A 26,125-nucleotide genomic window follows, 5' to 3' on the forward strand; every position below is an offset into this window, starting at 1 on the left:
CCCGCTCCAATGGGTCAGGTGCGGATCGCTCCGGTCACTCGACCCCACAGATCGTTCCAGTCCACTGTCGGTTGTGCCTCGACATTGGTCTTGTAGTATTCCTCGACATTGTCGTGCGAAATCAGCACCGCCTTGCCGTAGAATTCGCGGTGCTCCGGCGGTTCCTTGGTGGGATCGAACTTGCCGATCTTGGCGTTGTAGCCGATGGCCAGGCCCATGCCGCCCTGCCAGAACGGATCCGAGGTCACGGTGCAGGCGAACTCGCCCGTGCGCACCGCGTCGACCGCCGTCTTGATGCCGTCGACGCCGACGATCGGCACCTTGCCGGCGAGGTTTTCGGCGCGCAACGCTTCGAGCGCGCCGGAGCCCATGTCGTCATTGGCGGCCCAGATGCCCTTGATGTCGTCGCCGAAGCGGGTGAGCAGATTGCCCATCAAATCGAAGGCTTCGGTCGATTTCCAGTTGGCGACCTGGAAGTCGAGCAGCTTGATGTCGGGATTGGCGGCAAGTGCCGCGTCGAGGCCCTTCTTGCGTTCGATCGCCGCAGTGGTCGAGATCAGGCCGCCGAGCGCCACGATGCCGCCCTTGCCGCCGATCGTCTTGAACAGGATCTCGGCGATGGTCTTGCCGCTCGAGATGCCGTCGAACTCGATATGGGAGACATAGTTCGGATTGAAGTCCTTCGGGTGCAGGTCCGGCGGCTTGTTCCACTGCGTCACGACATAGGCGCCCGCCTTGGCGCAGGCCTCGACGATCGGCCGCGCATCCGGCGTGTCGTTGGGGTCGGAATTGAGCACCATGTTGCCGCCGGTCTTGGCCAGCATGGCCTTGATATTGGCGATGCCCTTCTCGCTGTTGCCTTCCGAAACCAGCGTCACATGCTCCAGCCCGACAGCCTTGGCGTAGGCCTCGGCGCCGGTCTTCCAGACGGCATGGTAGGGGTTGGATAGCGAGCGGATCGACGTCACCAGCGTCGGCTTGTCCTGCGCCCGCAAGACACTCGGCATCGCGACGGCCGCCAGGCCGGCGGTGGCGCCCATCATCAGCGTCCGGCGGCTGACCATGCCGGAACGCGCGGAAATTGTCCTGTCCTTCATTCTCGAACCTCCCAGTTGAAATCGGTGTTTTTCCGATCGGCGACATGCGCGGGGAGCGCCGGGCTCTTCGGCAGGGGTTGCCAAGTTCCTCCACTTGTACGACAACCATTCAACACGGCAACCATACCCTTTCTCTTGACGCGGCACAAGGGACTTGAGATCGTTGGGCGCGCCAGGGCCGGAAGCAACGGGAGGAAAAATGCCGGACTACATCATCGTCGGCGGCGGCTCGGCCGGCTGCGTTCTTGCCGCAAGGCTGAGCGACGATCCGGACCTGTCGGTCGTCCTGCTGGAGGCCGGCCCGCCCGACACCGACCGCTACATCCATTTGCCCGTAGGCTTCTTCAAGATGACGTCCGGCCCGCTGATCTGGGGCTACGAGACGGCACCCGGCAAGATGATCGATGGGCGCACCATGGTCTATCCGCAGGCCCGTGTTCTTGGCGGCGGCTCCTCGATCAACGCCCAGGTGTTCACCCGCGGCTGTCCGCAGGACTATGACGGATGGGCGACCGAGGACGGCTGTGCGGGGTGGAGCTATGCCGAGGTGCTGCCGTATTTCCGGCGCTCCGAGGGCAACGACACCTTCGCCGGTCCGCAGCACGGCATCGAGGGGCCGCTCGGCGTTTCCAGCGGCACGCCGCATCCGCTGACGCGCGACTTCATCAGGGCCGCACAAGAAGCCGGCCTTCCGTTCAGGGCCGACTTCAATGCCGGCGAGCAGGAAGGCGCCGGCTTCTACCAGACCACGACGCGCAACGGTAAGCGCAGCAGCACGGCCGTCGCCTATCTCAAGCCGGCGCTTGGCCGCAGGAACCTCGAACTGCGCACCGACGCCACGGTCAGCCGCATCGTCGTCGAGAACGGGTGCGCGATCGGCGTCGAGATCATCGTCAACGGCCGTCCAGAACTGCTGCGCGCCGGGCGCGAGGTGATCGTCACCGCCGGCGCCATCGGCTCGCCCAAGCTCTTGATGCTGTCCGGCATCGGCCCGGCCACCCATCTCGGCCAGCATGGCATCGAGGTCGGCCACGACCTGCCCGGCGTCGGGCAAAACCTGCATGATCACATGGATGTCGACGTCGTCGCCGAGCTCAACGGTCCGCACGGCATCGACCGCTACAAGAAGAAGCGCTGGCAGGCGGTCGCCGGCCTCGAATATGCGCTGTTCGGCAAGGGGCCGGTGGCGTCCAACATTGTCGAGGCCGGCGCCTTCTGGTGGGGCGACCGCACCGAGAAGACCCCCGACATCCAGTTCCATTTCCTGCCCGGCGCCGGCGTCGAGGAAGGCATCGGCTCGGTTCCCGGCGGCAATGGCTGCACGCTGAACTCCTACCATGTGCGGCCTCGCTCACGCGGCAGCGTCACGCTGAGATCGGCGGACCTGCGCGCGCCGCCGGTCATCGATCCAAACCCGTTCGCCGAGCGCTACGATCTCGAGCGCGCCGTCGAGGGCATCGAGATCAGCCGCGAGATCCTGTCGCAGCCGGCTTTTGCGCCCTTCATCCGGCGCGAACACCTGCCGGGGGTGGGGACGAATGGGCGCGCGGCGCTGGAAACCTTCGCCCGGGAGCACGGGCGCAGCGCCTACCATCCGGTCGGCACCTGCCGGATGGGCGGTGATGCGAAAAGCGTCGTCGATCCCGAGCTTCGCGTGCGTGGCCTGCAGGGCCTGCGCGTCTGCGACAGCTCGGTGATGCCGCGCATCGTCTCCTCGAACACCAACGCCGCCGTCATCATGATCGCCGAAAAGGCGGCGGATCTGATCGCCGGGCGCACGACAGCCGCCACGGCTTCGCCGCCACGCGAGTCTCGCTCGTCTCGAACCAGGGAGCGGGGTGGAAAGCCTGTGCCGGCTACTCACTGAGAGGCTCCGGCGGTGCAAGCAGAGCACCTGCGCGCCGCGGAAAACGCTCAAGCCGGCGATCGAATCCGGGGCGCCGTCAGGTCGACGCCCCCCGCGATTGCCTTTGTTTGAATGACGGTCTTCAACTAGGCTGAGTCCATGCGAAAATCGGGATTTGCAAGATGACGGTATCGGCCAGAGATTTATCCTTGCGCGCCCCCATCGACGGCCGGCATCGCAAGATGCTGATCGACGGCAAATGGTGCGATGCCGCAAGCGGGCGCAGCTTCGAGACGCGCAATCCCGCCACCGGGGCGGTGATCGGCACAGTGCCGCAAGCCGATTCCAAAGATATCGACCTGGCGGTCGCCGCTGCCCGCCGCGCCTTCGAGGGGCCGTGGAGCCGGTTCAAGCCCTATGAGCGCCAGCTTCTGCTCTTGAAGATTGCCGATCTCATGGAGCGCCATTGGGAGGAGATCGCGCTTTCCGACACCACCGACATGGGCATGCCCATCGCCCGCACGCTTGCCAACAGGAACCGCGTGCTCGGCATGCTGCGCTTCTATGCCGGCATGGCCACGTCCATCCATGGCCACACGATCGGCAATTCGCTGCCCGGCGACATCGTCTCCTACACGCGCAAGGAGCCGGTTGGCGTTGTCGGCGCCATCATTCCCTGGAACGCACCGACCGCCGCTTCGATCTGGAAGATCGGCCCGGCGTTGGCCACCGGCTGCACCATCGTGCTCAAGCCCTCGGAGGAGGCGCCGCTGACGCCGCTCTTGATTGCTGACCTGATGCTGGAAGCGGGCGTGCCGGACGGCGTCGTCAACATCGTCACCGGCACGGGTGCGGAGGCCGGCGCGCCTCTGACCGCCCATATGGATGTCGACAAGCTGGTCTTCACTGGCTCCACCGCCACCGGCCAGAACATCCTGCGCGCTTCCGCCTCCAACATGAAGCGCGTCTCGCTCGAGCTTGGCGGCAAGTCGCCGGTGATCGTCTGCGCCGACGCCGATCTCGAACGCGCCGTGCCGGTCGCGGCGATGTCGGTCTTCGCCAATTCCGGCCAGATCTGCATCGCCGGTTCGCGGCTGTTCGTCGAACGGCCGATCTATGAGGAATTCGTCGAACGGGTCGCCGCCTTCGCGGCAAAGCTCCGGATCGGCGATGGCGCCGATCCGGCGACCGAGATCGGGCCGCTGATTTCGCTCCGCCAGCTCGAACGCGTCACCGGCTTCATCGAGGACGGCACGCGGCAAGGCGCCAGGCTGCTGACCGGCGGTACGCGCATCACCGAAGGGGCGCTTGGCTCGGGAAATTTCATCACGCCGGGCGTTTTCTCCGGCGTGACCGACGACATGCGCATCGCCAGGGAAGAGATCTTCGGCCCGGTCATCTCGGCGCTGCCTTTCGACACGCTGGACGAGGCGGTGCGGCGCGGCAACGACACGCCCTATGGGCTTGCCGCCGGCGTGTTCACGCGCGATGTCGGCAAGGCGCATCAGCTGGCCAACCGCCTGCGCGCCGGCTCGGTCTGGGTCAACACCTATCACGCGCTCGACCCGGCGGTGCCGTTCGGCGGCTACAAGATGAGCGGCTACGGCCGCGAGGGCGGGGCCGAGCACCTGGACGAATATCTGAACACCAAGGGCGTCTGGATCAGGACCGACTGAGAGCCACGCGTTCAGCGCCGACGAAGCGGCGCAGAGGCAAGCCGAGATAGAGGACGCGACCTGGAGCAATTCCAGGAAAAGTGCGTAGCGGTTTGCCGTTCGGAATTGCGTCAAAACAAAGAGATAGAGCAATTCCAGGAAAAGTGCGTAGCGGTCCGGAATTGCGTCAAACAAAGAGATAGAGCGGTTCGGCGTTTCCGTGAAACGATGAACCGCTCTAGGCCTACTCAGCCGGTCCGTCGGTAATTTCGGAATTGGGCAGGATGCCAAAGTCCTGGGATTTGGAACCTTGCGCCGCCGTCAAGAACCCATCTGAGTCGAGGCCGCGCCGCAGCAATTCTCGAACCGCGGCCGAGCGGCTTGGCATGCGTTTTTCAAAACGCCAGTTCTCCAAGGCTGCCAATTCCTCGGCCGTCAGCATGATCTGAAGTCGTTCGGGTCGTTCCAAGTCAGCCATTGACGCCTCCCATCGCCGGAAACGAAAACGAGACAAGTTAGTATTTCGCTCAGTGACAGTAGAGTTAGTGCTTGCCACCTTTGTCGTCAAGAGTGTTGGTGCAGCGACCGGCGTACAAGTCCGACGATGAGCGACAGGCGTCTATTGAGCGATCGGCGCACTCTGCTAAATAATTGATTATAATAGATAATTATGAATATTTTTCTTGCAGTCCGATCCCGCAAGGCGCATGTTTTATCTCAAGGAAATCGGTCCTGAAAGGGCTTTCCCATGCGCTATGGATATTCGGCTCAATTGCGGGAAGATCTCAATGTTCAGGTCCTGACGGCGCTGCACGCGCGAGGCGTAGTCAACGTCACCGCCGTGGCCGAGGAGGTGCGGCGGAGCAATCTCTCCGAAAACATTGCGCTTGAAGACGTCGAGTGTCTTGTCGTGCAAGTGTCCCAATTCTATGGCGCGCCTATGGAATTTGATGGCCTGACCGCCATTGTCGAGGGATGCGGCCCGCTGCCCAACGGCGAACTGGCCGAAAACGGCAGTCTCGGCGTCCAGGATGAGCCAGCTGAACCCGGTCTCCGCTAACGTCGCCTCGCCTAGCGAGGCAACTGGCCCGACCGCTTCTTCAACAGTCGGGCCTCGCGCAGCAGGGAACTGCGATTGGTGCCGATCAAGGCGATCAGCTCCCCCGCCTGGTCAAAGGTGATGCCGGTCTCCGCCGCCAATGAGCGTGCCAAGGGAGGTCTCGTCACGCACCTTGCGGGCATGGTTCTGTGCGTCGTCGTCCATGGCCAGTCCTCCCTTCATACGGAGAACCTCAGGCAGGGACGATGGTTCCCTCACTATGCCAAGGCGGCGGCGAAGGACGTCTCCACGGAAGACATCGGCGCCTCGAGCGACCAGACGACCCCCTGTCTGTCGAATTCCAGGCTGCTTGTGCCCCTCAGCGCCTGGGGCGCGACGCGCTTGAGGACGACCGTGCCGAAACCCTGGCGCGCCATGCCGTCGACGACAGGCCCGTCCAGTTCACGCCACACCAGGCGGAACATGCCGGCGCCGTCGGCTGCATCCGTCACCTGCCATGCGATTTCGACCCGTCCCGCCTGGTGCGACAGGGCGCCATGCTTTGCCGAATTGGTGGCAAGCTCGTGAAAGGCAATGCCGAGATACTGCACCGCGTTCGGTTCGAGCACGATCAGCGGTCCGTTCACCGAGACCCGGTCCTGCGCGGCAAACGGTCTGATCTGCGCCCCGACAAGTTCGGCGACCGTGGCGCCGCGCCACTCGGCGTTGACGAGAAGGTCGTGGGATTCCGAAAGCGCCATGATCCGCTCGCGCACCTGGTCGAGGAAAGCCTGCGGCGTGCTGGCCTTCTTGGTGGTTTCGCGGATCATCGAGATGATGACCGAATACTGGTTCTTCACCCGATGGTTGACTTCGCGCATGAGCAACCGGATGCGCCGCTCGCTTTCCTTGGTAACGCTGATGTCGCGCGCGATCTTCGAGGCGCCGATGATGCGGCCGATGCCGTCGCGGATTGGCGAAATGGTGAGCGACACTGGAACGCGCGAGCCGTCCTTGCGCTGCCGGACCGTTTCGTAGGACGGCACACGCTCGCCGGCGCGTATGCGGCTGATGATCGAGACTTCCTCGTCAAGATGGTCGTGCGGAATGAGCATCGTCACCGGCCGGCCGATCGCCTCGGCGGGCGTGTAGCCGAACAGGCGTTCCGCCGCATCGTTCCAGCTGGTGATGATGCCGTTGATGTCCTTCGAGACGATCGCGTCCATCGACGATTCGACGATCGCGGCAAGGCGCGTCCGGGCCTCGTCGGCCTGCGTCTGAGTGCGTAGGTCGATCAGCGTGTTCATGGCGCCCACGACATTGCCCTTTTTATCGCGCAGCAAGACCGGGTGCGCCCTGAACGGTATCAGCTCGCCGTCCGGCCGTTCGGCGATCGCCTGGCCCCAGCGGACATCCCGCTCTTCCAGCAAGGCGATCGCCATCGGGCATTCGCTATGCTCCATGATGCGGCCGTCGAGGTGACGGAGCTTCCAGGACCCGCACCATTGGTCCTTGCCGAGGACCGGGCGATGCCCCCAGAGTTCAGCCGCCGCTTCATTGAAGAACGTGATGTGGCCCTGCTTGTCGGTCGTATATACAGCGACGGGCAAACCCTGCATCAGTTCGGCAGAGTTCCCCGGAAGCCCACCCGCCTGCTGAATGAAATTCAAGTGCAATCTCCCAGTTCGAGCAATAGGCTGCCAGCCCTGACGGACCACCAGCTAAAGCTAAAATGCGCGTCGCGCGTTTCGGTTCCGGGTCAGCGTTTTACTTTGGCGCGGCTCGGGAGCGGTGGAATGCGAACCGCTCTGCATCCGGATCGGGGCCGGTCCTGATCTGGGGCGTGGACTCATAAGCGCGTAGCCAAATGCGGATCGCTTGCAAGTCAATTTGCGGATCACGGTACCCGCCAGACAGGAGCAATCAATTCTCGGGAAGCGGCAACGGTGTGTCACTCAAGGTCCGCAGGTAAGCGATGAGGTCTGCTCGCTGCTTCTCGTCCTGCAGACCCGGGAAAATCATATCTGTTCCGGGCAAAGTGAGTGCGGGGTTTGAGATAAAAAAATTGAGTTCCTCAAAGGTCCACCAGCGTCCTTTAGACTTGACGAATACTCGACATCGCTTTGCGAAGCCTTCTGCCGCCCTACGATGCCCCACAGATTGGCCTTTTTGGGAACCTTGACCCCCGGCGCTGCAAGATGGCAAGCCCCGCACGTTCTGTCGAAAATTTCTTTGCCCGATTCAGCGTTTGCCGATGCAAGTCGTGCCGAAATCGGCGCAAGGGCCGGCCGTCCGGCGCCATGACTGTGCAAGTAGGCCACGACGTCCTCGTGACCACTGAGCTTGGCCAAATGTATGGGCGGATTTCCATTCGATGTCAGTGCATTGACCTCTGCTCCAGCATCCACAAGATGGATGACGCACTGAAGGCAGCCATTCTCGGCAGCCACGTGCAGCGGGGTCTGCGCTTTCGCCAACTGATTTGGATTGGCCCCATTATCGAGTAACAGCTTCACGATGTCGGCGTACCCACCCTTGTTGGCGGCGTAGAGTGGCGTTCTTTGCCAACTGACGGTCAGGTTAACGTCCGCCCCACGATTGATCAGAAGTTTTGCCAATTCGACATTTCCGACTTCGCAGGCGATATAGAGCGCCGTAACACCGTCAATTTCATTAATAGCGGCTCCTTTGTCCAAGGCGGAAGTCACCGCTGCGACGTCGCCATTCCTGACAAGATCACCTAAGTTGCTCGCCTGGGCGGGCAGCGCAAAAAGCCAAAGGACCCACGAAGCCCTTGTCACCCACATGCGTCCCCGCTTGATCATTGTATCCTCCCTGATGAGAGTGCTGGCGACAACGCCCGAGACGGCGGAAGAGATTTTAGATACCATGCCCATTTATGAGTTCACGCCCTAGCCAGATAGAGAACTCGTTGGGCGGTTATTTTTCCCGCAGCGCTCGGCGGAAGTTCTGCGTGATCGGCTCGGCGAGGTAGGAAAGCACGGTGCGGGCACCCGTGCGGATCATCGCCTCGCTCGACATGCCGGGCAGCAGCTTGCGGCCCTCCAGCTTGGCGAGTTCGCTCTTGTCGATCAACACGGTCGCGGCGAAATACGGTGCCCCGCTGCGCTCCTCCACCATGCGGTCAGCCGACACGATCTCCACGACGCCATCGAGTGGCGGCAGGTTGTAGCGGGCAAAGGCGGGGAAGCTGACGCGCGCGGGCTGTCCGGGGGCGATCGTCTCGACATCCTCTGGTTTGATCATGGCCTCGACCACGAGTTGCTGTCCGAGCGGCACGACCGTCATCAATGTCTCACCGGGTTTCACGACACCGCCCGCCGTGTGGACCTTCAGGTCCATGACGATGCCGTCGACTGGTGCGACGACATCGGTGCGGGTAAGCACGTCCTTGGCGGAACGCTCCTGCTGTCTGAGGTCAAACAGCTCCGCCTCGACCTTGCTGAATTCCTCGACGGCCTGGTTCAGCCGCACTGTGTTGAGATTCAGAATCTGCATCTCGATCTCGGCCATGGCGCTTCTGGCACGAGCGATTGCCGCGACGTTGGTAGCGCGCTCCCCCTCGATCTCCCGCTGTTGGCGTCTGAGCAACAGCTTCCGCTCGCGGGTGGTCAGCCCCTTTTTTAGCAGGCTCTCAAGGTCTTTGGTTTCATCCTCGATCGCCTCGATCTGCTTGTCCTCGGTGACGATGAGCTCCTCCAGTCCCGTTATCTCTTCCTCGATCTGGTGACGGCGCTGGCTGAGAATTTCCCGCTCGTCCTTCAAGTTGTGGTGCTTCGCCGCGAACACGTCACGCTGTGCGGCCAGCGCGTCCTTTGCGGCGGTGGCGGGGTTTGCGAGCAACGCCGGACCAAACTCGAGCTCGGCCTTGCCGTCACGCTCAGCCCCGAGACGCGCGGCCAGCGCCTCACGCGTTGCTATCCGGTTCTGAATCAGGTCAAGCTGCGCCATTGCCTGTGTGCTGTCGAGCCGGATGAGGATCTTGCCCGCCTTGACGATATCACCGTTGGCGGCGTTCAACTCCGCGATGATGCCGCCCTCGAGGTGCTGGATAAGCTTGCGGTCGCCGGCGACCTTGATGACGCCCGGTGCCACCGCGGCGCTGTCCAACGGCGCCAGCGCCGCCCAACCCCCGGCCACGCCGAAGAACAGGAACATGATCGCGAACCCGGTGCGAGTCACACCCGTGATACGGAGGGGTTCCGGCTCCAGGAGGGAGGGCGGCGCGACGGGTAACGGCACGACGTTCATATCTGTTCCCGTTTTCATGCCTGGTTCGCTACTATGGCTGGCATCTGACGCACCTTGCGGATGCGCGCGGTGAGCTCGTTGAAGACATAGTCACGTGGACCGTAGAGGTCTTGTTGGCCCCGGTTGATGACCAGTATCTTGTCAACTTTCTCGATGATGTTCGGTCGGTGCGCGATCAGGACAACGGTCGTACCCGCCGCCTTGATTGTACCGAAGGCTGCAATCAATGCGTCCTCGCCCTCGCGGTCGAGGTTGGAATTGGGCTCGTCCAGGATGAGGAGTGCCGGGTCTCCGTAGAGCGCCCGCGCCAACCCGATGCGTTGGCGTTGCCCGCCTGACAGCACCGCGCCGGATTCGCCGATCTCGGTAGCGTAACCCTTCGGCAGTCTTTTGATCAGGTCGTGAACTCCCGCCAACTGCGCGGCCTTGACTACGTTGTTGAAGACTGCGGGGGTGAGCTTGGCGAAGCGGCAGATGTTTTCGGCGACGGTGCCGGCGAAGAGCTCGATGTCCTGCGGCAAGTAGCCGACATAATGACCACGGTCCTCCGCCGCCCATTGGGCAACGTCCATGCCGTCCAGCAACGCACGTCCCCCGGATGGACGCCAGGCACCGGCCAGTATTCGCGCCAGACTCGTCTTGCCGGCCGCGCTGGGGCCGATCAGCGCCATTGCTTCACCCGGCTCGAGGTGGAAGCTGATCCCCTTCAGGATATGCTCGCCTCCCTGTCGGGCAAGCACGAGGTTGTCGGCCTCGAACCTGCCTTTCGGTCGTGGCAGTGGCAGAACCGGGGTGGCCTCCGGGTGCTGTCCGGCGCCCGCGGCGAGACGCCGGTAAGCGGCACGCGCTCCGACCGTCGCCTTCCATGTGCCGATCGCCTGCTCGACCGGGGCCAACGCGCGACCCATCAGGATTGAAGCAGCGATCATGATACCGGGTGAAGCCTCGTTTTGCAGCACTAGGTAGGCACCGAGGCCGAGGACGGCCATCTGGAGTGCCAGCCGGAAAGACCGCGCGAGGGCCGAGATAGCGCTGGATCGGTTACTGGCGAGAGATTGCCCTCTGTTTGCCTCGTTCTGCTGGGCCTTCCAGCTCTCGAGCAGGGGATTCAACATGCCCATGGCCTGGACGACCTCGGCGTTGCGGATCGTTTGCTCGGCCTGCATGTAAGCCCGCGTCTGGGCGATCGCGGCTTCCGCCATTGGTTTGCGGGTCAGGTACTCGGTGAGCAACGCCAGCGCAAACAGCACGATACCGCCGCAGGTTGCCAGCCAGCCCAACCAAGGGTGCATGAGGAAAATAGCGCCTAGGAAAATCGGTCCCCAGGGTGCGTCGAGGATCGGGTAGATGCTCGGGCTGGTGAAGAAATTCCGCACCTGGTCGAGGTCACGCAGCGCGCGGGCGTTGACCTGACCGGGGGCCGAGGCGGCGTATTCAACCGATGCGGTCAGGAGAACCGGGGCCAGCCGACCGTTCAGCCACGTCCCGACTTTAGCCAGAAGACGCGCGCGCACGACCTCCAACCCCGCCATTGTCGCGAGCGCCGTCGCCGCCATCAATGACAGCACTACCAGTGTTTCCAAGCTGTGGCTGCCCAACACGCGGTGATAAACTTGGAGCATGTAGAACGCCCCGGTCAACATCAGTATGTTGATACCAGCGCTGAACCAGATAAGCGGCTTGATAGCGCGCTTAGCCTCTTTCATCACTGTTTGCAGGGCGGATGGCTGCGGGTTTTTCATCGTTAATATCTCTGCCCCGGCGGGTTAAGAGGGGGGCCGGTCAATCAAAATTTGTGTCCTGTCAAGGGGGCAGCGTTTAACTGCCCCCTCTGGTCAAGTTAGGCGACCACGTCCACCAGAATGTGGGCCGCCGGGGTCGGCGTTACGTCGCCGTCCGCGTCGGCAAGCTGAACGGCAAAGTCAAGGCTGGCGTTCAACGTACCGGAAGTGCTTTGCACAAACCCGATGTCCACGATCTTGAGGACGTCGTTGTCGGTCGGGTCGAGAGCTTGCTGGGCACCCGCCAAGCTACCGCCGCCCGCGCCGGTCGTATTGACAAAGTTGATACCCGTGCCGGTCAGACCGTTCGCAGACTGCATGATCTGCACGCCCTGAATAAGGACGTTAGCATTGGCAGTGTAGTCGTTCTGCTCGATAATGATCAACGCGTCGTTGTTGGAACCCGAATACCCTGACAGGGAGAACTCGGTAGTGTACGGGGGCGGTACAACAGCACCGCCCTTGAGGAAGTCCGAGTTCTGGATGTTCAAGGCGACGGTAGTCTCGGTGTCGTCCGCCGTGGTGGCTGTGCCCTTGGTGTCGACCAAGTCAAGGATCACGACGAGGTCCTCGGCGTTGCCGATGCCGTCGAACTTCAGCACGATACCGCTAGCTGTCGTTGTCGGCTCGGTCCGTTCGTGTTGGATGCCCGGTGTGACGGGATCAACATCGACGCCTGGGTTCGGGTCGTTGAGAACTGCCGGCTCTTTGAAGAACCGGATCGTCAACAGTTCGCCCTTCTGGATCGTATCACCGGCGACACCATTCTCGCCTTGGGTTGCAGAAACCCAAGTCGTGGCGGCACTGGTGGCCATGTCGTGGTTGGCACCGGTAAACGCGGTGTCAGCAGTAGCCCCTTCGCCGTTCTGCGAGAAGCTAAACGGCGAATTATTGGCCGTGAACTGCACGAGGAACGGGTTTGGATCACCGTTCGGCGTCAACTGCGCCACGACGACTTCCGGGTGGCCCGAGTTAGTGTTCGGGTTCCGAGCGAAGTCCTGACTGGTGTGGACGACATCAAAGGCGAACCCGTCGATAACGTCGTTCAGGGCAATCGAGTAGGTGTCGTTGACCTTGTCAAAGATCAACTGACCACCCGCCGTCGCGTCCTGAATACCAGTCGTGATCGGGTCCTTGTCGTAGTGGAACGTGAAGTTGAACGTCGCAAAGTTGGCGTCCTCCGACACGAGCGTAGCGTACGCCGGTGCGGCGGGCACATTGTTAACGTTCGCAAAGATCGCGGTGCCGTTAGACCCCGTGATCGGCGGTGTCGCGCTACCGACAAAACCGGAGAGAGCAAGCTGCACCCCAGCCACGTTAAGATTACCGTCCACGAAGTCCGACTTGTCGTCGGAGTTGCCGGCGATGTTATCGGCACCGTTATAGTCCGGGATGTCGTTACCGATACTATACCCGAAGACACCGTTAGCTGCGAGAGCCGGCGGGGACACTACGTTGTGCAACGTCTCGCGCTGGATGCCGGCTGCCGGGTCACCGTCGAACGGTGCCGTGATCGTCGGCCCGTCGTCCTCGAATTTGAACGCGGCGCCGATGTCGACCGTGATCGGGGCGCTGTCGCCGTCGCCATCGGTGGCGATTGCCGTCAGCGTCACCAGGTTGGCCGCCATTGTCAGCGGCGTGTCGTTCTCGTCGGGATCGGTCGGATCGCCATGGACGAGCGCCCGCGACTGATCGAGCGTCACGTTGCCATCGGCATCGACCGAGATGCGGAACACCTCATCCCCGCCGGCACTGCCAACGATGTCGTCGCCGTCCACGTTGAGAAGCACCTGCAGGCCGCTTAGCGTGTCGAACAGACCGGTGGCGACATTCGAGCCACCGCCGAGAACGTCGAGCGCAAAGGTCAGGCTGTCGGTGGCCGCCGGCCCATCGTTTCCGAAGGCGGCCGTGAACAGAACCGAGAAGTCCGAGTCGTTGGCGTTGAGATCCGACTCGTCGACCACCAGGCCCGGTACCGGTACGATCGACCGCTCGATGGATGGGCCATCGTCCCTGATCTGCACCTTGTCACCGATGGCGATGCTGTCGCTGTCGCTGTCGTCGTCGCCGTCAGTCGCGGTGACCACCGCCAGCAGCGCGCCGTCGTTCATTGTGAGCACCTCGTCGGGGTCGCCGGTGGGATGGGCGATGGCGATATACTGCGCGACGCTGAGGATGCCGTTCTGGTCGATCGAGATGGCGATGGCGACCGGATCGGTGTTGTCGACGCTGTTGTTGTCGTCGTCATCGACGCGGCCGACGACGAGGTCGCCCTCGACATTGAGCAGGATGTTATGGCCGTCGAGCGAATCGAAACCGGAATCGGCATTCGCTGCGCTAACGTCGAGCGACAGGGTCTCGGTGCCTGGTCCGTCGGTGCCGGAGCTTGAGTTGGGTGTGACCACGGCGGATGCGCTGGCTGCCCAGCCGATGGCCGAGCCGAGCCCCGAGAAAGCGCCGGGCAAGGAGGCGAGAGGTTGGTCGTCAGAAACGGGGTCGACTCCGGCCGTTTCGTCATGCAGCACCGTGGCACTTTCGTCGGTCAAGGCCGCCGTCGGTCCGTCATCGTCGAAGTTGATGAACTGGCCGACCTCTTCGGTGTGGGCGTTGGTGGTCGTTGCGTTGAAATGGAACTCGGTGATGTCGCACCCTTCATTCGCATCGACCCCCGTAACCGTCATCCGATCCATTTTGGTGGCGGTGGTGATATCGACGGTTGTGATGTTATCCAGCCCGGTGATGGTGACGGCGTTGCCGGTGCCGGTAAGCCCTGTGACGGTGACGTTGCCGCTTGGCGTGGCATAGGTACCGTCGGCGGTGATGGTGGAGGCAAACCCCGATGCGCCCGTTAGCTTGACGCTGACGATGTCGACGGGGTTGGTCGTGGTGCCGTCAAAGAAGTCCGTGCCTTGCTGGTTGGCCGTATTGTCGTAGGCCTTGATCGTGACGTCCACGCGCTTAGCCGGTTTGGAAGGCGTGATCTGGTTGATCGTGAACCCGGCCTGGGTGATCGTCTCGATATGGCTGGCGTACTGGATTTGTGAAGCGGTGCCTGCGTTCAGGTTGCCGCCGGTCACAAAATCGACCTGCAGCGTTTCGTTCGGATTGATGCTCTGATTGTTGATGCCGAAGCCCTGTGTACTGACGTTGGCGGTGCCACCGTTCAAACCTATTACCAGAAGCTGCTTGGAAGCGTCGTCGGGCGAATTGATCAGGTAGAAATCATGATTGCCGGGAGCGGCGTTCTGGCCTGAGAAGCTGATCTGGGAGGTACCAGCGATCGATGCGAAGACCTGGTCGTGCAGATCGATGCGGTCATCCGGATCGGACGTCAGCGGATGGAGCAACGCCACATACTGGACCAGGTACAGGTCCGCGTCCGTGGTGCTGGTGTGGTCGAGCCCAAACGAGAAGGCGAGCGGAGCGGTTGCTGGGTCGGGCTCGGCGGTTGGGTCATCGGTACCAATGACGCCGATCACGACATCTGCATTGTTCGGGTCCTGGAACAGCCAGACATAATTGCCATCGACCGTCTGAATATCGGTGAGCACGCCGTCGGTGGTAGAAAACGGCGTTGCCGAGGAGTTCTGCGTGAGAACGACCGAGGTGATGGTTTCCCCCGCGTCGGCCGTGGCCTGCACGAAGTCGGCTTGGAAGGCGACCTCCAGTGAGGTGCCGAGAGTCAGGAGATATTGCAGCGTGGTGTTGTTATCGTGCGGCGGAACGGACGGGTCAATATCATCCTTCTGAAGGTCGGTGGTCTCGTCGATGATGATGTCTTGAGCTGTGATGTCGAGTCCCATGGAAATTCTCCTTGGTTCAAAACGCTTCAGGAAAAGGGATCCAGCCCCCCAAATGCCGGAATGCATCTACCCGAGTGCATCCGGTCGCATACTGAAATGCGGCCCTCCAACTTTCATTGTGTCGCCGGTCAAGAGGGCGCGTCCATTCGCGTTTCGATAGTGTTAGGGTGAATCCCCGTGCCTGATCGAACGATATACATCCTTCGATAGATCAAGCCGGCACAGGCGCTTGTCGGTGGACGCGCTGAAAAGCATCGGACCAAAAGCGAAGATCGGGTTTTGGAAGAATCCGGGGCTTGAGCAAAGGCTTAGGCGGTCGTGCGGTTCAGCTTGAGCGGCCGCCGCTCTGGTTTTTCGACCCGCTGCCGGGTGCTTGCTGACGCCGGCGGCCTGGCCGCCCGGTGGAGGTTACGAGAGCAGGCGGTTTTGACCGGTTCCTGAATGGTCAGCGCCTTTGCCATGCGCCATCCAGGCCAGTTCCGCTCGGCTGCCGAGGTTAAGTTTGGCGTAGACGTGGTGCAGGTGCATCTTCACCGTGCCTTCGGACACATGCAGCTGTTGCGCGATGGTCTTGTTGCGCAGTCCGCGCGAGACGAGGTCGGCGATTTCCGTCTCGCGCCCGGTCAGCTTGGATGCGAGCTGCTGTGGCGATTTCGACATCAGCAGTTGCTGGACGATCTTGTTGTCGATCCACTTCTTGCCTGCCGCCACCGCATTCACGCATTCGACGAGATAGCGATGGCTGATGCCGTCCAGCAACAGGCCATCGACGTCGAGCGCCTGTATCTCCTTGATGTCGAATCGGCTGCTTGGCTGCAGGATGAAAATGATGCCGAGAGCATCGTGGCTGGCTCTCAGCCGCGACGAAAGAGTGGCCGTGTGCGGATCCGCGATATCCAGGCCGATGACGACCATATCAGGCCGGTGACGCTCCACTTGCGGCAGAGCGTCTATAGCGCGGTGGCACTCGGCGACGACACTGTGTCCGGCCTTCCGCAGAACCCACTCAAGACCGGCGAGATAGACCCCCCGCGGGTCCGCAACAACCAAAGTCGACATGCGAACACCGTCCGTAAAAAACGCAACGAACTTATCTAAATATGCCCGAAATCAGGAAACCAGAGCTTTGTAAGATTGTCAAGAAATCACTAATATAGTTGAGGCTATACCTAAACCCATGGCGTGCCCGGCCGCGGCATCGCCTGTTGCATCAGACAGGCGCCACCGAGATTTTCGTGGCAGCGCCCGCTTGTTTCCAGGCCGGACGCGAGGCCCGGTCCGCCCGTCAGTAGCCCACCGTGAAGCGCTGCCTTATATGCTTCGGCGTCTCGATCTCATTGGTCATGACGATGGCATAATCCTCGAAGGAGATGCTGCTGCCCTTCTCGGACGCTAGCAGGCTGTCCTTGCCGAGACGGAACTGGCCGGTGCGCTCGCCCGCGGTGAAAAGTGCCGACGGTGACAGGAAGGTCCAGTCGAGATCGTCGATCGCCTTGAGCGTGTCGAGGAAGTCGGCGCCCTTCTGGGCCTCGGCCTTGTAGATGGCCGGAAATTCGGGCGTGTCGACCAGGCGCTTGCCGGGGGCGACCTCGAGGCTACCGGCGCCGCCGACGACGAGGTAGCGCTTGACGCCGGAAGCCCGCACCGCCGCGATCAGCCCGTCGGCGTCGCTGGCGAGGAAATGCACCGAGCTGATCACGGCGTCATGGCCCTTGATCAGGGCGGCGAGGCCGTCCGTGTCGAAGACATCGCCCTTCGTGGCGGTCACGCCGGGAAGCGCTGCGATCTTTTCCGGGTTGCGGGCGATGGCGGTGACGGTGTGGCCGCGATCGGAGAGTTCCTTCAGGATGCGCGAGCCGGCCTGGCCGGACGCGCCGATGAGGGCGATCTTCATGGGATTTCCTTTCTGCTTGGGGAGGAGGGTCACGCCGCCTGGATATGGGCGATGAGATTGTCGTAGCTGCCGAACAACGCATTGGCGCCGATCAGGCGCGGCGCCTCGTTGCGGATGACGGCGAGCGAGGGAACGCCATTGGCGTGCAATCGCTGAAAAAGCGCACGGCCACGGCCGACCAACTCGCGATGCGCCGTCATCAGCGCATCAGTCGGCGCCTTCAGCTTCTCGGCTGCATCCGCCATGCCGGCGTCGGTCAGCACGTCCGCCACGCCATTCACGGTGACGATGTCGCGGCCGTCGACATAGCGGGCAAGCTGGATAGCCTTCAGCGCCAAGAGGCGCCGGCGCGGGCCTTCCAGGCCCGCTGCGGTGATGGCGAGGGTAGCGGCGCTCGAGTCGAGCAAGGTGCCGCGAACATTCAGCACCTTGTCGAGATAGGCTTGCGTAAAACGCTGGCCGCTCAGCCGCTCGATGCGCTGGTCGTTGTCCCAGGCATGGGCGGCGAAGCCCGCATCCAGCGGCCGCGCGCCGGCGCCCGAGAACAGACCGGTCGGCAGAAGGTCGAGCGCAATGCCGCTCGCCGCCAGCCGGTCCAGCATCGGCGTGGCGCCATAGCACCAGCCGCAGAGCGGATCGAAAAGGTAGGTCACCGTGGCATTGGTCATATCAGGCTGGTCCGGGTGTCTTTGTCTCGGACCTAAATGGCAGGTCGGCTTGTTGCGAAAAACCGCGATCAATCATACAAACTGTCTGATCAAATCAGACAATAACCCCCGATGACCGACCTTCTGAACCTCAACCGCCTCGTCTATTTCACCACCGTGGTGGAAACCGGCTCGTTCACTGCCGCCGCCGATCGGCTCGATGTCGCCAAGGCGGTGGTCAGCCATCAGGTCGGCAAGCTCGAGCAGGAACTGGGCGCGACGCTGCTGCGGCGCACGACCAGGCGCGTCACGCCGACGGAGGAGGGGCGCCTGTTCTATGACCGGGCGGCGATCATCCTGCGCGAGGCCGAGGCCGCCTATGGCGACATCTCGCAAAGCGCGGCCAGGCCGACCGGGATGCTGAGGCTGACCGCGCCGCTCGACTATGGCGAGATGGTGGTGGCGCCGACCATCGCCGCCTACCTCAGGAAGTATCCAAAAATGCGTGTCGAGACGATCTTCGACGACGCGGTGAGCAATCTCGTCGACGAAGAGATCGATCTCGGCATCCGCGTCGGCTGGCTCGCCGATTCCTCCAACCTGGCGCGGCGGCTGGGAACTTTGCAGCAATTCGTCGTGGCAAGCCCGGAGCTTGCCGCCCGGCTGCCGGCGGATGCTGGCCCTAGGCTGGCGAAGTCGCTGCCCTGGGTCGGCAACGCCCAATTGCGCGGCATCGGCCAATGGCTGTTTTCGAAGGGCGGCGAGACGGTGCTGGCCGAACTCAATCCGGTCGTCAGCTGCGACAAGACCCCCGGCGTGAAGGCCTGCGTGCTGGCCGGTATCGGGCTCGGCATCTTTCCGGATTACAGCGTCAGCGACGACATTGCCGGGGGCAGGCTGGTTCGGCTGTTCGCCGACTGGAGCTTGCCGACCGGCGGCATCCATGCCGTCTTCCCGCCGGCGCGCTTCAGGCCGGCCAAGGTGCGCGCCTTCGTCGACATGCTGGTGGCGGCCGAGAAGAAGCGCGCGCGTGGCTCTGTCCCCGGTCGCTGAGGGAACCTTTGTTCAGCTGGCGATTTTGGAGATATGATGGAAACCCAGACGGCCAGGAGGGTCTCGCCTATGACGACGAAACGTTTTGCGATCTGCGCTCTCGTTCTCGGGGTAGCCTGCGGCATTTCCAGCGCCGCATACGCTGGAAGTCGCGAGCATCGGCCACAACCCGAACGCTACGTTCCCGCCGAAGGCGATATCATCGACATCCTCTTCGGCGGCCCGCGCTACTATGACAAGCAGCTGGTCACGACAGGCGACGAACCCTGCTCCTACCAAAGGGTAGGGCCCGACGCGAATGCGCTGAACAAGATCAACGATCACCATTGCGGGAAGTAGCTGCCGCGGAAGCAATCGGCGACTTCGTTCTCTCGTCAGGACGCGGCTTGGCATCACCTTCTGATCGCGGCGCGCCTGAGCGCTTGCGGCGGCTGGCCGAAGGCCCTCAGGAAGGCACGGCGCTATGCGCCCCGGGTCGCCGAAGCCGATGGCCTCGGCGATGCGATCGAGCGGCGTGTGACTGGTCTCGAGCGCCATCCGCGCGGCTTCGAGCCGCAACCGTTCAACGGCCTTGGCAGGGGTGATGCCGGTTTCGGCCACGAAGGCGCGCGCAAAATGCCGCGGGCTCATGGCGGCCTGGTCGGCAAGGTGCTCCACGGTCAGCGGCTCGGCGAGCTTTGTCCGCATCCATTCGATCAGTTCGACGAAGCGGCCTGTCCGACCGCCGAGGTCGACCAGCGCCGAGAATTGCGACTGGCCGCCGGGCCGGCGCTGATGGACGACGAGCTGCTGCGCCGCGCGGCGCGCAATCGCCGGGCCGAGATCGTCCTCGATCAGCGCCAGCGCCAGGTCGATGCCGGCTGAAATGCCCGCCGAGGTCCAGACGCCGCCATCCTCAATGAAGATCCGCTCCGCGTCGAGCCTCACCTTCGGATAGCGGCGGGCGAAATCGTCCGTGCTCCACCAATGAGTGGTGGCGCTGCGGCCGTCGAGCAGTCCCGCCTCGGCGAGCAGGTAGGCGCCGGTGCACACGCTTGCCGTCCGTCGCGCATTCGTGCGCCGCAGCCAGGCGACGATCTGCTCGGCCGCCGCCATGGAGCGTATGATCTCGCCGCCGGAGATGATGGCGGTATCGAGCGGCTCCTCGGCCGACAACGACCGGGCCGACAGCCGCATGCCGGACGAGCTCTCTATCTCGCCGCCGCCGGAAGCCAGTATCTCGAGAGCGTAGCTTCCGGGGCAAAAGTGTTCCGCCATCTCGAATGCCGCCGCCGGACCGGCCGCATCCAGCAGCTGGAACCCGGGGTGGATGATGATGCCGATCTTCCGCAGCATGGCAGTTTTCGCCCGATATATGTCATTTCGGACAAAGCGTAACGGCACTAGGCTGAACGTCAAGTCGCTCGATCAGGAGAGCAGATTATGAGTTTGCGTATCGTGTTGTGGAGCGGCCTGGGCATCGTCCTGCTTTTGCTGGCGGTCGGCGCCGCATGGCTGCTGTCGCTGCCTTCGGCATCCTTGGCAGCCGTTCCGCCGGCAATCGACAGCCAGGAGGCGGAGGCCGCCGTCGCGGCCCTGAAGCCGCCGAAGCGTGAGCGGCCGCTGATCGCCATCGTCGGCATCAACGATGCCACCGAGACCACCGACTACCTGATGCCCTATGGCATCCTGCGGCGCGCCGATGTCGCCGATGTCGTGGCGCTGGCGACCGAGCCCGGACCCGTAAAACTGTTCCCGGCACTGCAGGTCGAGCCGGATGCGACCGTGGCGGAATTCGATGCGCAGCATCCCGAAGGCGCCGACTACGTCATCGTTCCCGCCATGATGCGGGACGACGATGCCGACATGCTGAAGTGGATCAGAAGCCAGGCGGCCAAGGGCGCCACCATCATCGGCGTCTGCGCCGGGGCCAAGGTGGTCGGGGCCAGCGGGTTGCTCGACGGCAGAAGGGCGACGACGCATTGGTATTCGCTGAACGAGCTGCGCGAAAAACATCCGACGATCCGCTATGTCGCCGACCGGCGCTTCGTCGTCGACCAGGGTGTCGCGACGACGACCGGGATCACCGCGTCGATGCCAATGATGCTGACCCTGATCGAGGCCATAGCCGGACGGGATAAGGCTGAAGCCGTCGGCCGCGACCTCGGCCTGGCGCATTGGGATGCGCGGCATGCCAGCGCTGCCTTCACATTCACCCGTCCCTTCGCGCTGACGGCGATCGGCAACACGCTAGCCGTCCTCGATCACGAGCAGCTCGGCATCGAACTGACCCCCGATATGGATGAGGTGTCGCTGGCGCTGGTCGCCGACGCCTGGTCGCGAACCTATCGCTCCCGCGCGGTGACATTTGCCGCCAAGGACGGTGCGATCGTCAGCCGCAACGGCATGCGCATCCTGCCCGACCAGACCGTGGTGAGCTGGCCCGGCGAACGCCTGGTACCCTCTATGGTCGATCCGCGGCCCGCGAAGGCCCTCGACCAGGCGCTTGGCGATATTTCCGCCCGCTACGGCGCACGCACGACGGACTTCGTTGCCTTGCAGCTCGAATTCCCGGACAACCGTAAAGCGGCTTCAGGCGCGTCCGCCGGTCGCCTTCATGCGCTCGATGATGTCAGCCATCAGCGCCAGGTCACGGCGCGAGTCCGCGAGATCGGTCAGCGGCTTGGTGCCATCGGTGATGTGGCGGTGGAAGATTTCCAGTTCGTTGGAAAAGGCGTCGCCATAGAGCGGTCCAAAGCTCTTCGTCACCGGGCCGAGCGGGCCGGCGTCCGTCACCTCCAGCCGCGTCGGCAGGCTACGGATATAGGGCGTATCGTAGATGATGCGCACCCGTCTGGTGTTCGAGCGCACCTCGATCATGGCATCGAACAGGCCGAGATCGTCGACCACCGCGTCGTAGCAACAGGCGAAATGGCCATAGTCGAAGGTCACGCTGGTGTTGGCGCCGCCATTGGTGCGGTGCGCGGCGAGCACGCCAACCGGCTCGCCGAGCAGCCCGCGCATCGCCGAGATATGGTGCGAGGAGAGCGCCGTCAGCCCGCGATAGGCGCGCACCAGGTCGGCGGGTGCATCGGCGCCCACCACCTCGCGGATCAGCGCGTCGCGCTCCTTGGCACCGCGCGCCAGCAGGGCAGGGTCTATGTCCTGGGGATAGAGGATGTTCTGGCTCTTCTTCAGGAAGTGCCGGCCTTCGGAGATCAGGTCGAAGATGCGGACATGGGTGATGTCGGCGAAGGCGGGCAGTTCGTCCCTCGCCGCCAGATAGGCCGGGGCGTAGCGGCGCATATAGCCGACGAAAATGGTCTTCGCGTAATTCGTGGTCAGAGCCAGCAGCTCGTCGATTTCGCGCACCGTCAGGCAGGCGGGCTTCTCCAGCAGGATGTGCTTGTTGGCCTCGATCGCGGCGCGCACGAAGCGGCTGTGGGTGTCGTCTGACGACAGCACGAAAACCGCGTCGATGTCGGGCGAATTGATCAGCGCTTCCGCCGTATCGAAAGCCTTTGCCGTCGGATATTCGGATGTGCACAGCGCCACAAGGCTTGGCGAGACGTCATGGACGCCCGCGATCACCCAGCGGTCGCGCTGGTCGGCCAATACAGGCAGATGGATCGACTGCGCGACCTCGCCTAGACCCACAAGTCCGACACGGATTGGTGCCACTCGCAAACTCCCTTTGATTTCAAGTCCGGTGCCGACCTAGAGCAATTCCAGGAAAAGTGCGTAGCGGTTTTCCGTCCGGAATTGCGTAAAAACAGATACTTAGAGCGGGGCAGCGATTCTATCAAACGCTGAACCGCTCTAGCAGCCAGCCGTTGATTTCACGCCGCGCCTGTGACCAGCGCAACGAGTTCATTGCCTGATGTCTCCGAGGCGCGCACCGTCGCCACCATTTTGCCGGCGCGCATCACCCAGATCTGGTCGGACAGGCGCCGCACCTGATCGAAATTGTGGCTGACCAGGATGACGCTCACCCCTTGATCCCGCAGCCGCCGGATCAGCGCCTCGACATTGGCCGTCTCCTGCACGCCGAGTGCTGCTGTCGGCTCGTCCATCACCACCAGCTTGGCGCCGGAGCCGGCAGCACGGCAGATCGAGATCGCCTGCCGCTGCCCGCCCGACAGGCGCCTTACGCGCTGGTTGACCGAAGGCATGTTGATCGACAGGCGTGACAGCATGGCGCGCGCCTGCGTCCTCATCGCCTTGCGGTCGAGCAGCGCGATCGGGCCGAACCGGCGCACGATCTCTCGGTTGAGGAACAGGTTCTGCGCCACCGTCAGCTCGTCGATCAGCGCCAGGTTCTGGTGCACCGTCTCGATGCCGGCCTTGCGCGCCTCGTCGGGATTGCCGAAGGGTTTTGGCTTGCCGTCGAAGAAGATCTCTCCGCCGTTCGGCACATGCACGCCGACCAGGCAGCGGATCAGCGTCGACTTGCCGGCGCCATTGTCGCCGATCACCGCCGTGACCTCGCCGCGCCGCGCCTGGAAGGCGACGTCGGTGAAGGCGCGGATGCCGCCGAAATGCTTGCTCAGCCCTTCGCAGGCGAGGATCGCTTCGGCCGAGGGGATGTGATGGACGGCGCTCATTTCTGGTACCGCATGATCAGCGCCGCCAGCACCACGATGGCGCCCACGGCGAGCGGTTGGTAGAAGGCCGAAACGCTGAGCAGCGTCAGCCCATTGACGAGGGCGGTGAGCATCAGCGCGCCGATCGCCGGCCCGAGGATGCTGGCGCGGCCGCCGAACAGGCTGACGCCGCCCAGCACCACGGCTGCCACCGAATTAAGGAGAAGACTGGTGTTGATCAGCGGCTCGGCCGAGCCGATGCGCGCCACCAGCAGAATTGCGGCGAGGCCGGCGCAGAAACCCGAAATCGTATAGGCGGCGATCTTGACCCGGTCGGTGCGAATGCCGAGCGCGTTGGCGCTCTCGGTCTGGCCGCCGGTGGCGAGCAGATGCACGCCAAAGCGGGTGTGATAGAGCGCGATATGCGCCACGATGACGGCCGTGATCGCCACCCAGACGGGATAGCCGAACGGTCCGAAATGACCCGATGCCAGGCGCAGCAGGAAGGTCGAACCAACCATGGTCGGCTCGCCGCCTGACAGGATCAGGCCGAGGCCGGTAATGCCCGACAGCGTGCCGAGCGTCACCACGAAGTCGGGGATGCGCCCGGCGGTGATCAGCAGGCCGTTGAGAAAACCCACCGCGCTGGTGGCAAGGACGGCGAGCAGGCAGGCGAGGAAAATGCCATAGCCGGCGGCATTGACCAGGCCGAGAATGATGGCGCCCAGCATGACCGCCGCCGCCAGCGACAGATCGATGCCTGAGGTCGCCACGACGAAGGTCTGGCCGATCGACAGCACGACCAGGATCGCTGCCGCAAGCAGCAGCGCCTGCATATTGGCGACGCTGAGAAAGACCGGCTGGGCGATGCCGAAGACGATGACGAGGCCGACAAGGCCGACGACCGACGCCCAGTCGGCCCAGAAGGAAGGATCAAGGAGGAGAGCCGACAGGGAGGGGCGGCTCTCCTCCGCCGCGCCCGCCGTCACTCGAGCGGGCGCGTTTTGTTCAGGTGTGCTCACTTCAACATCTCGCGGAACGGATCGGGATAGTCGCCGCCCGGGGCCGGGAAGTTCTTCAGCGAAGCTTCGGCATTGTCCTTGTTGATCAGGAGCACCGGCGCCGGCACGTTGGCGGGCAGCTCCTTGCCCTTGGCGGCCACGGCGCAGGCTTCGACGCCCATGGCTCCGACGACATAGGGGTATTGCGCGACGGTGGCGGTGAGCTCGCCGGCGGCGATCGATTTCAGTGCGTCGACGATGCCGTCGAGCCCGATCACCTTGACGTCCTTGCCCGAGGTCTGCACGGCGCGCTCGACGCCGAGCGCCATGATGTCGTTAGCGGCGAAGAAACCGGCAAGATCAGGGTGCGCGGCCAGGATGTCGGTGGCGGCGGTCAGCGCCTTCTCGCGGTCCCAGTCGGCGCTCACCATCACCACCACTTCGAGCTTGCCTTCGACGGCCTGCTTGAAGCCCTTGATGCGGGCGTTGGAGCCGACATCGCCGACGATGCCCGCCACCAGCGCCACCTTGGAGCCGGCAGGCACCAGCTTCAGCATTTCCTCGCCGGCCAGCGCGCCGGCGGCGACGTTGTCGGTGCCGATATAGGTGGAGATCGCGAAGCCGGCGGCCTTGGCCTGTTCGGCGTCGATGGTGCTGTCGATGTTGACGATCGGCTTTTTCTTCTGGGCGACCGGCACCAGCGCCTGCACCAGGTTGGAAACGCTGATCGGGTTGACCAGGTAGCAGTCGAAATCCTGCATCGCCATGGCGGTCAGCCGGTCGGCCTGCCCGGTCGCATCGCCCATATTGGCGGCCGCCTGCACGGTGACATCGACGCCGTCGGCCTTGGCCTGGTCCTCGATGCCCTTTTGCATGGTTTGGAAGAACGGGTTGTCGAGACCTTTGACGATCGCCGCGACCTTGGCTGCGTCCTCGGCATGGGCCGGTATCGCCAGTGTCGTTGCAAGCAGGCCCGCGCCGAGCGTCAGGCAATTGAACATGCGCATGTGTCTTCCTCCTCCGGATTTCTGTTTGTCGGCTCGCTTTTCTGCGAACGGCATGCCTGACGGGACACAAGCGACCCCGGCGCTTGCGTTGGAAAAATGATGACCGGTTGGTGCGCGGGTAGCGACCCCGGTTCGGTCTCGTCAGTGTCAGGCATTGCTCCTCCCAGAGCGCTGGCCGATGCCTTGCCAGCATTTCCGCATGTTTTAGAAAAATTTGACATGCGTCAAGAATTAAAGTGGTGTGCAGTGCGTTTTGATGTGCTGCGCTGCAGCAGGGTAGAGGGCGATACCTTGGTCGTCATCCACGGGCGGAGCGGCAGCGAAGCGAACGCGCAGACCCGAGGATCCTGTGTGTTCGTTCAGTGCTATGTTTGAGGTGGGAAGGAGGCCGAGAGGATCCTGGTCGTCCCTGTTGGGACAGGCCGCGGCATGGCTCGGCCCCTTCCCACCAATGAACCATCAACCTGA

General features: G+C 63.2%; 20 protein-coding genes and 2 pseudogenes. 6 read left to right on the forward strand and 16 right to left on the reverse strand.

Going from position 1 to position 26,125, the window contains the following annotated elements:
* Window positions 1-14: 14 nt before the first annotated feature.
* Entirely contained in the window at window positions 15-1,097 is a 1,083-nt protein-coding gene (locus tag AC04SI_RS18605) for a sugar ABC transporter substrate-binding protein (protein WP_404281772.1), read from the reverse strand.
* Window positions 1,098-1,296: 199 nt separating this feature from the next.
* Here AC04SI_RS18605 and AC04SI_RS18610 point away from each other — a divergent pair, with 199 nt between their 5' ends.
* Both AC04SI_RS18610 and AC04SI_RS18615 read left to right on the forward strand, forming a co-directional pair.
* Window positions 1,297-2,964, forward strand: a complete 1,668-nt coding sequence (locus AC04SI_RS18610; RefSeq protein ID WP_488474624.1) for a GMC family oxidoreductase — start codon at window positions 1,297-1,299, stop codon at window positions 2,962-2,964.
* 161 nt (window positions 2,965-3,125) lie between these two features.
* Complete coding sequence (locus AC04SI_RS18615; protein ID WP_404281776.1) at window positions 3,126-4,619, forward strand: aldehyde dehydrogenase family protein; 1,494 nt, start codon at window positions 3,126-3,128, stop codon at window positions 4,617-4,619.
* Between the two features lie 223 nt (window positions 4,620-4,842).
* On the opposite strand, the gene AC04SI_RS18620 is transcribed toward AC04SI_RS18615, so the two are convergent.
* Entirely contained in the window at window positions 4,843-5,076 is a 234-nt protein-coding gene (locus AC04SI_RS18620; protein WP_404281778.1) for a hypothetical protein, read from the reverse strand.
* A 270-nt stretch (window positions 5,077-5,346) separates the two neighbouring features.
* On the opposite strand from AC04SI_RS18620, the gene AC04SI_RS18625 reads away from it, so the two are divergent.
* Window positions 5,347-5,658 carry a hypothetical protein gene (locus AC04SI_RS18625; RefSeq protein WP_488474625.1) on the forward strand — a complete coding sequence of 104 codons (312 nt, stop codon included), beginning with the start codon at window positions 5,347-5,349 and terminating at the stop codon, window positions 5,656-5,658.
* An 11-nt stretch (window positions 5,659-5,669) separates the two neighbouring features.
* Here AC04SI_RS18625 and AC04SI_RS18630 read toward each other — a convergent pair whose 3' ends face one another.
* The 9 genes from AC04SI_RS18630 to AC04SI_RS18670 all read right to left on the reverse strand — a co-directional run bounded on the left by AC04SI_RS18630 (window position 5,670) and on the right by AC04SI_RS18670 (window position 18,055).
* Complete coding sequence (locus AC04SI_RS18630) at window positions 5,670-5,810, reverse strand: hypothetical protein (RefSeq protein ID WP_488474626.1); 141 nt, start codon at window positions 5,808-5,810, stop codon at window positions 5,670-5,672.
* 105 nt (window positions 5,811-5,915) lie between these two features.
* Window positions 5,916-7,307: a PAS domain S-box protein gene (locus AC04SI_RS18635; protein WP_488474627.1), complete on the reverse strand. Its 1,392-nt coding sequence runs from the start codon at window positions 7,305-7,307 to the stop codon at window positions 5,916-5,918.
* Between the two features lie 348 nt (window positions 7,308-7,655).
* Complete coding sequence (locus tag AC04SI_RS18640) at window positions 7,656-8,462, reverse strand: ankyrin repeat domain-containing protein (RefSeq protein ID WP_488474628.1); 807 nt, start codon at window positions 8,460-8,462, stop codon at window positions 7,656-7,658.
* Between the two features lie 115 nt (window positions 8,463-8,577).
* A complete protein-coding gene (locus AC04SI_RS18645) occupies window positions 8,578-9,909 on the reverse strand; it encodes an HlyD family type I secretion periplasmic adaptor subunit (RefSeq protein WP_488474629.1) in 1,332 nt (443 codons plus the stop codon).
* Between the two features lie 14 nt (window positions 9,910-9,923).
* Window positions 9,924-11,651, reverse strand: a complete 1,728-nt coding sequence (locus AC04SI_RS18650; RefSeq protein ID WP_488474630.1) for a type I secretion system permease/ATPase — start codon at window positions 11,649-11,651, stop codon at window positions 9,924-9,926.
* Between the two features lie 98 nt (window positions 11,652-11,749).
* On the reverse strand, window positions 11,750-15,493 hold the full coding sequence (locus tag AC04SI_RS18655; RefSeq protein ID WP_488474631.1) for a DUF5801 repeats-in-toxin domain-containing protein: 3,744 nt from the start codon (window positions 15,491-15,493) through the stop codon (window positions 11,750-11,752).
* Between the two features lie 408 nt (window positions 15,494-15,901).
* A complete protein-coding gene (locus tag AC04SI_RS18660) occupies window positions 15,902-16,552 on the reverse strand; it encodes a response regulator transcription factor (protein ID WP_488474632.1) in 651 nt (216 codons plus the stop codon).
* Window positions 16,553-16,778: 226 nt separating this feature from the next.
* On the reverse strand, window positions 16,779-17,387 hold the full coding sequence (locus tag AC04SI_RS18665) for an NAD(P)-dependent oxidoreductase (RefSeq protein ID WP_488474633.1): 609 nt from the start codon (window positions 17,385-17,387) through the stop codon (window positions 16,779-16,781).
* 29 nt (window positions 17,388-17,416) lie between these two features.
* Window positions 17,417-18,055: a DsbA family protein gene (locus tag AC04SI_RS18670; protein WP_488474634.1), complete on the reverse strand. Its 639-nt coding sequence runs from the start codon at window positions 18,053-18,055 to the stop codon at window positions 17,417-17,419.
* Window positions 18,056-18,166: 111 nt separating this feature from the next.
* Here AC04SI_RS18670 and AC04SI_RS18675 point away from each other — a divergent pair, with 111 nt between their 5' ends.
* Together AC04SI_RS18675 and AC04SI_RS18680 are read left to right on the forward strand one after the other, a co-directional pair.
* Entirely contained in the window at window positions 18,167-19,087 is a 921-nt protein-coding gene (locus AC04SI_RS18675; protein ID WP_488474635.1) for a LysR substrate-binding domain-containing protein, read from the forward strand.
* Window positions 19,088-19,156: 69 nt separating this feature from the next.
* Window positions 19,157-19,426 (forward strand): hypothetical protein, encoded by a 270-nt coding sequence (locus AC04SI_RS18680; RefSeq protein ID WP_488474636.1) that lies wholly within the window; start codon window positions 19,157-19,159, stop codon window positions 19,424-19,426.
* 53 nt (window positions 19,427-19,479) lie between these two features.
* Here AC04SI_RS18680 and AC04SI_RS18685 read toward each other — a convergent pair.
* Window positions 19,480-20,422 (reverse strand): annotated as a pseudogene (locus AC04SI_RS18685) (GlxA family transcriptional regulator).
* A gap of 87 nt (window positions 20,423-20,509) precedes the next feature.
* Between AC04SI_RS18685 and AC04SI_RS18690 the strand changes: the two are divergent.
* Window positions 20,510-21,640 (forward strand): annotated as a pseudogene (locus AC04SI_RS18690) (DJ-1/PfpI family protein); the annotation flags it as partial.
* A gap of 18 nt (window positions 21,641-21,658) precedes the next feature.
* Here the strand turns inward: AC04SI_RS18690 and AC04SI_RS18695 are convergent.
* From AC04SI_RS18695 to AC04SI_RS18710, 4 genes are all read right to left on the reverse strand, one after another.
* Window positions 21,659-22,747 (reverse strand): Gfo/Idh/MocA family protein, encoded by a 1,089-nt coding sequence (locus tag AC04SI_RS18695; RefSeq protein ID WP_488474637.1) that lies wholly within the window; start codon window positions 22,745-22,747, stop codon window positions 21,659-21,661.
* Between the two features lie 158 nt (window positions 22,748-22,905).
* The gene (locus AC04SI_RS18700) at window positions 22,906-23,670 is read right to left on the reverse strand and encodes an ATP-binding cassette domain-containing protein (RefSeq protein ID WP_488474638.1); all 765 of its coding nucleotides are present in this window, start codon (window positions 23,668-23,670) and stop codon (window positions 22,906-22,908) included.
* Entirely contained in the window at window positions 23,667-24,671 is a 1,005-nt protein-coding gene (locus tag AC04SI_RS18705) for an ABC transporter permease (RefSeq protein ID WP_404281812.1), read from the reverse strand. Before AC04SI_RS18705 ends, AC04SI_RS18700 begins: the two co-directional genes overlap by 4 nt.
* Window positions 24,668-25,657, reverse strand: a complete 990-nt coding sequence (locus AC04SI_RS18710) for a sugar ABC transporter substrate-binding protein (RefSeq protein ID WP_404281813.1) — start codon at window positions 25,655-25,657, stop codon at window positions 24,668-24,670. Before AC04SI_RS18710 ends, AC04SI_RS18705 begins: the two co-directional genes overlap by 4 nt.
* Between the last annotated feature and the right edge of the window lie 468 nt (window positions 25,658-26,125).

The sequence above is a fragment of the Mesorhizobium sp. CNPSo 4689 genome, from assembly GCF_057784325.1.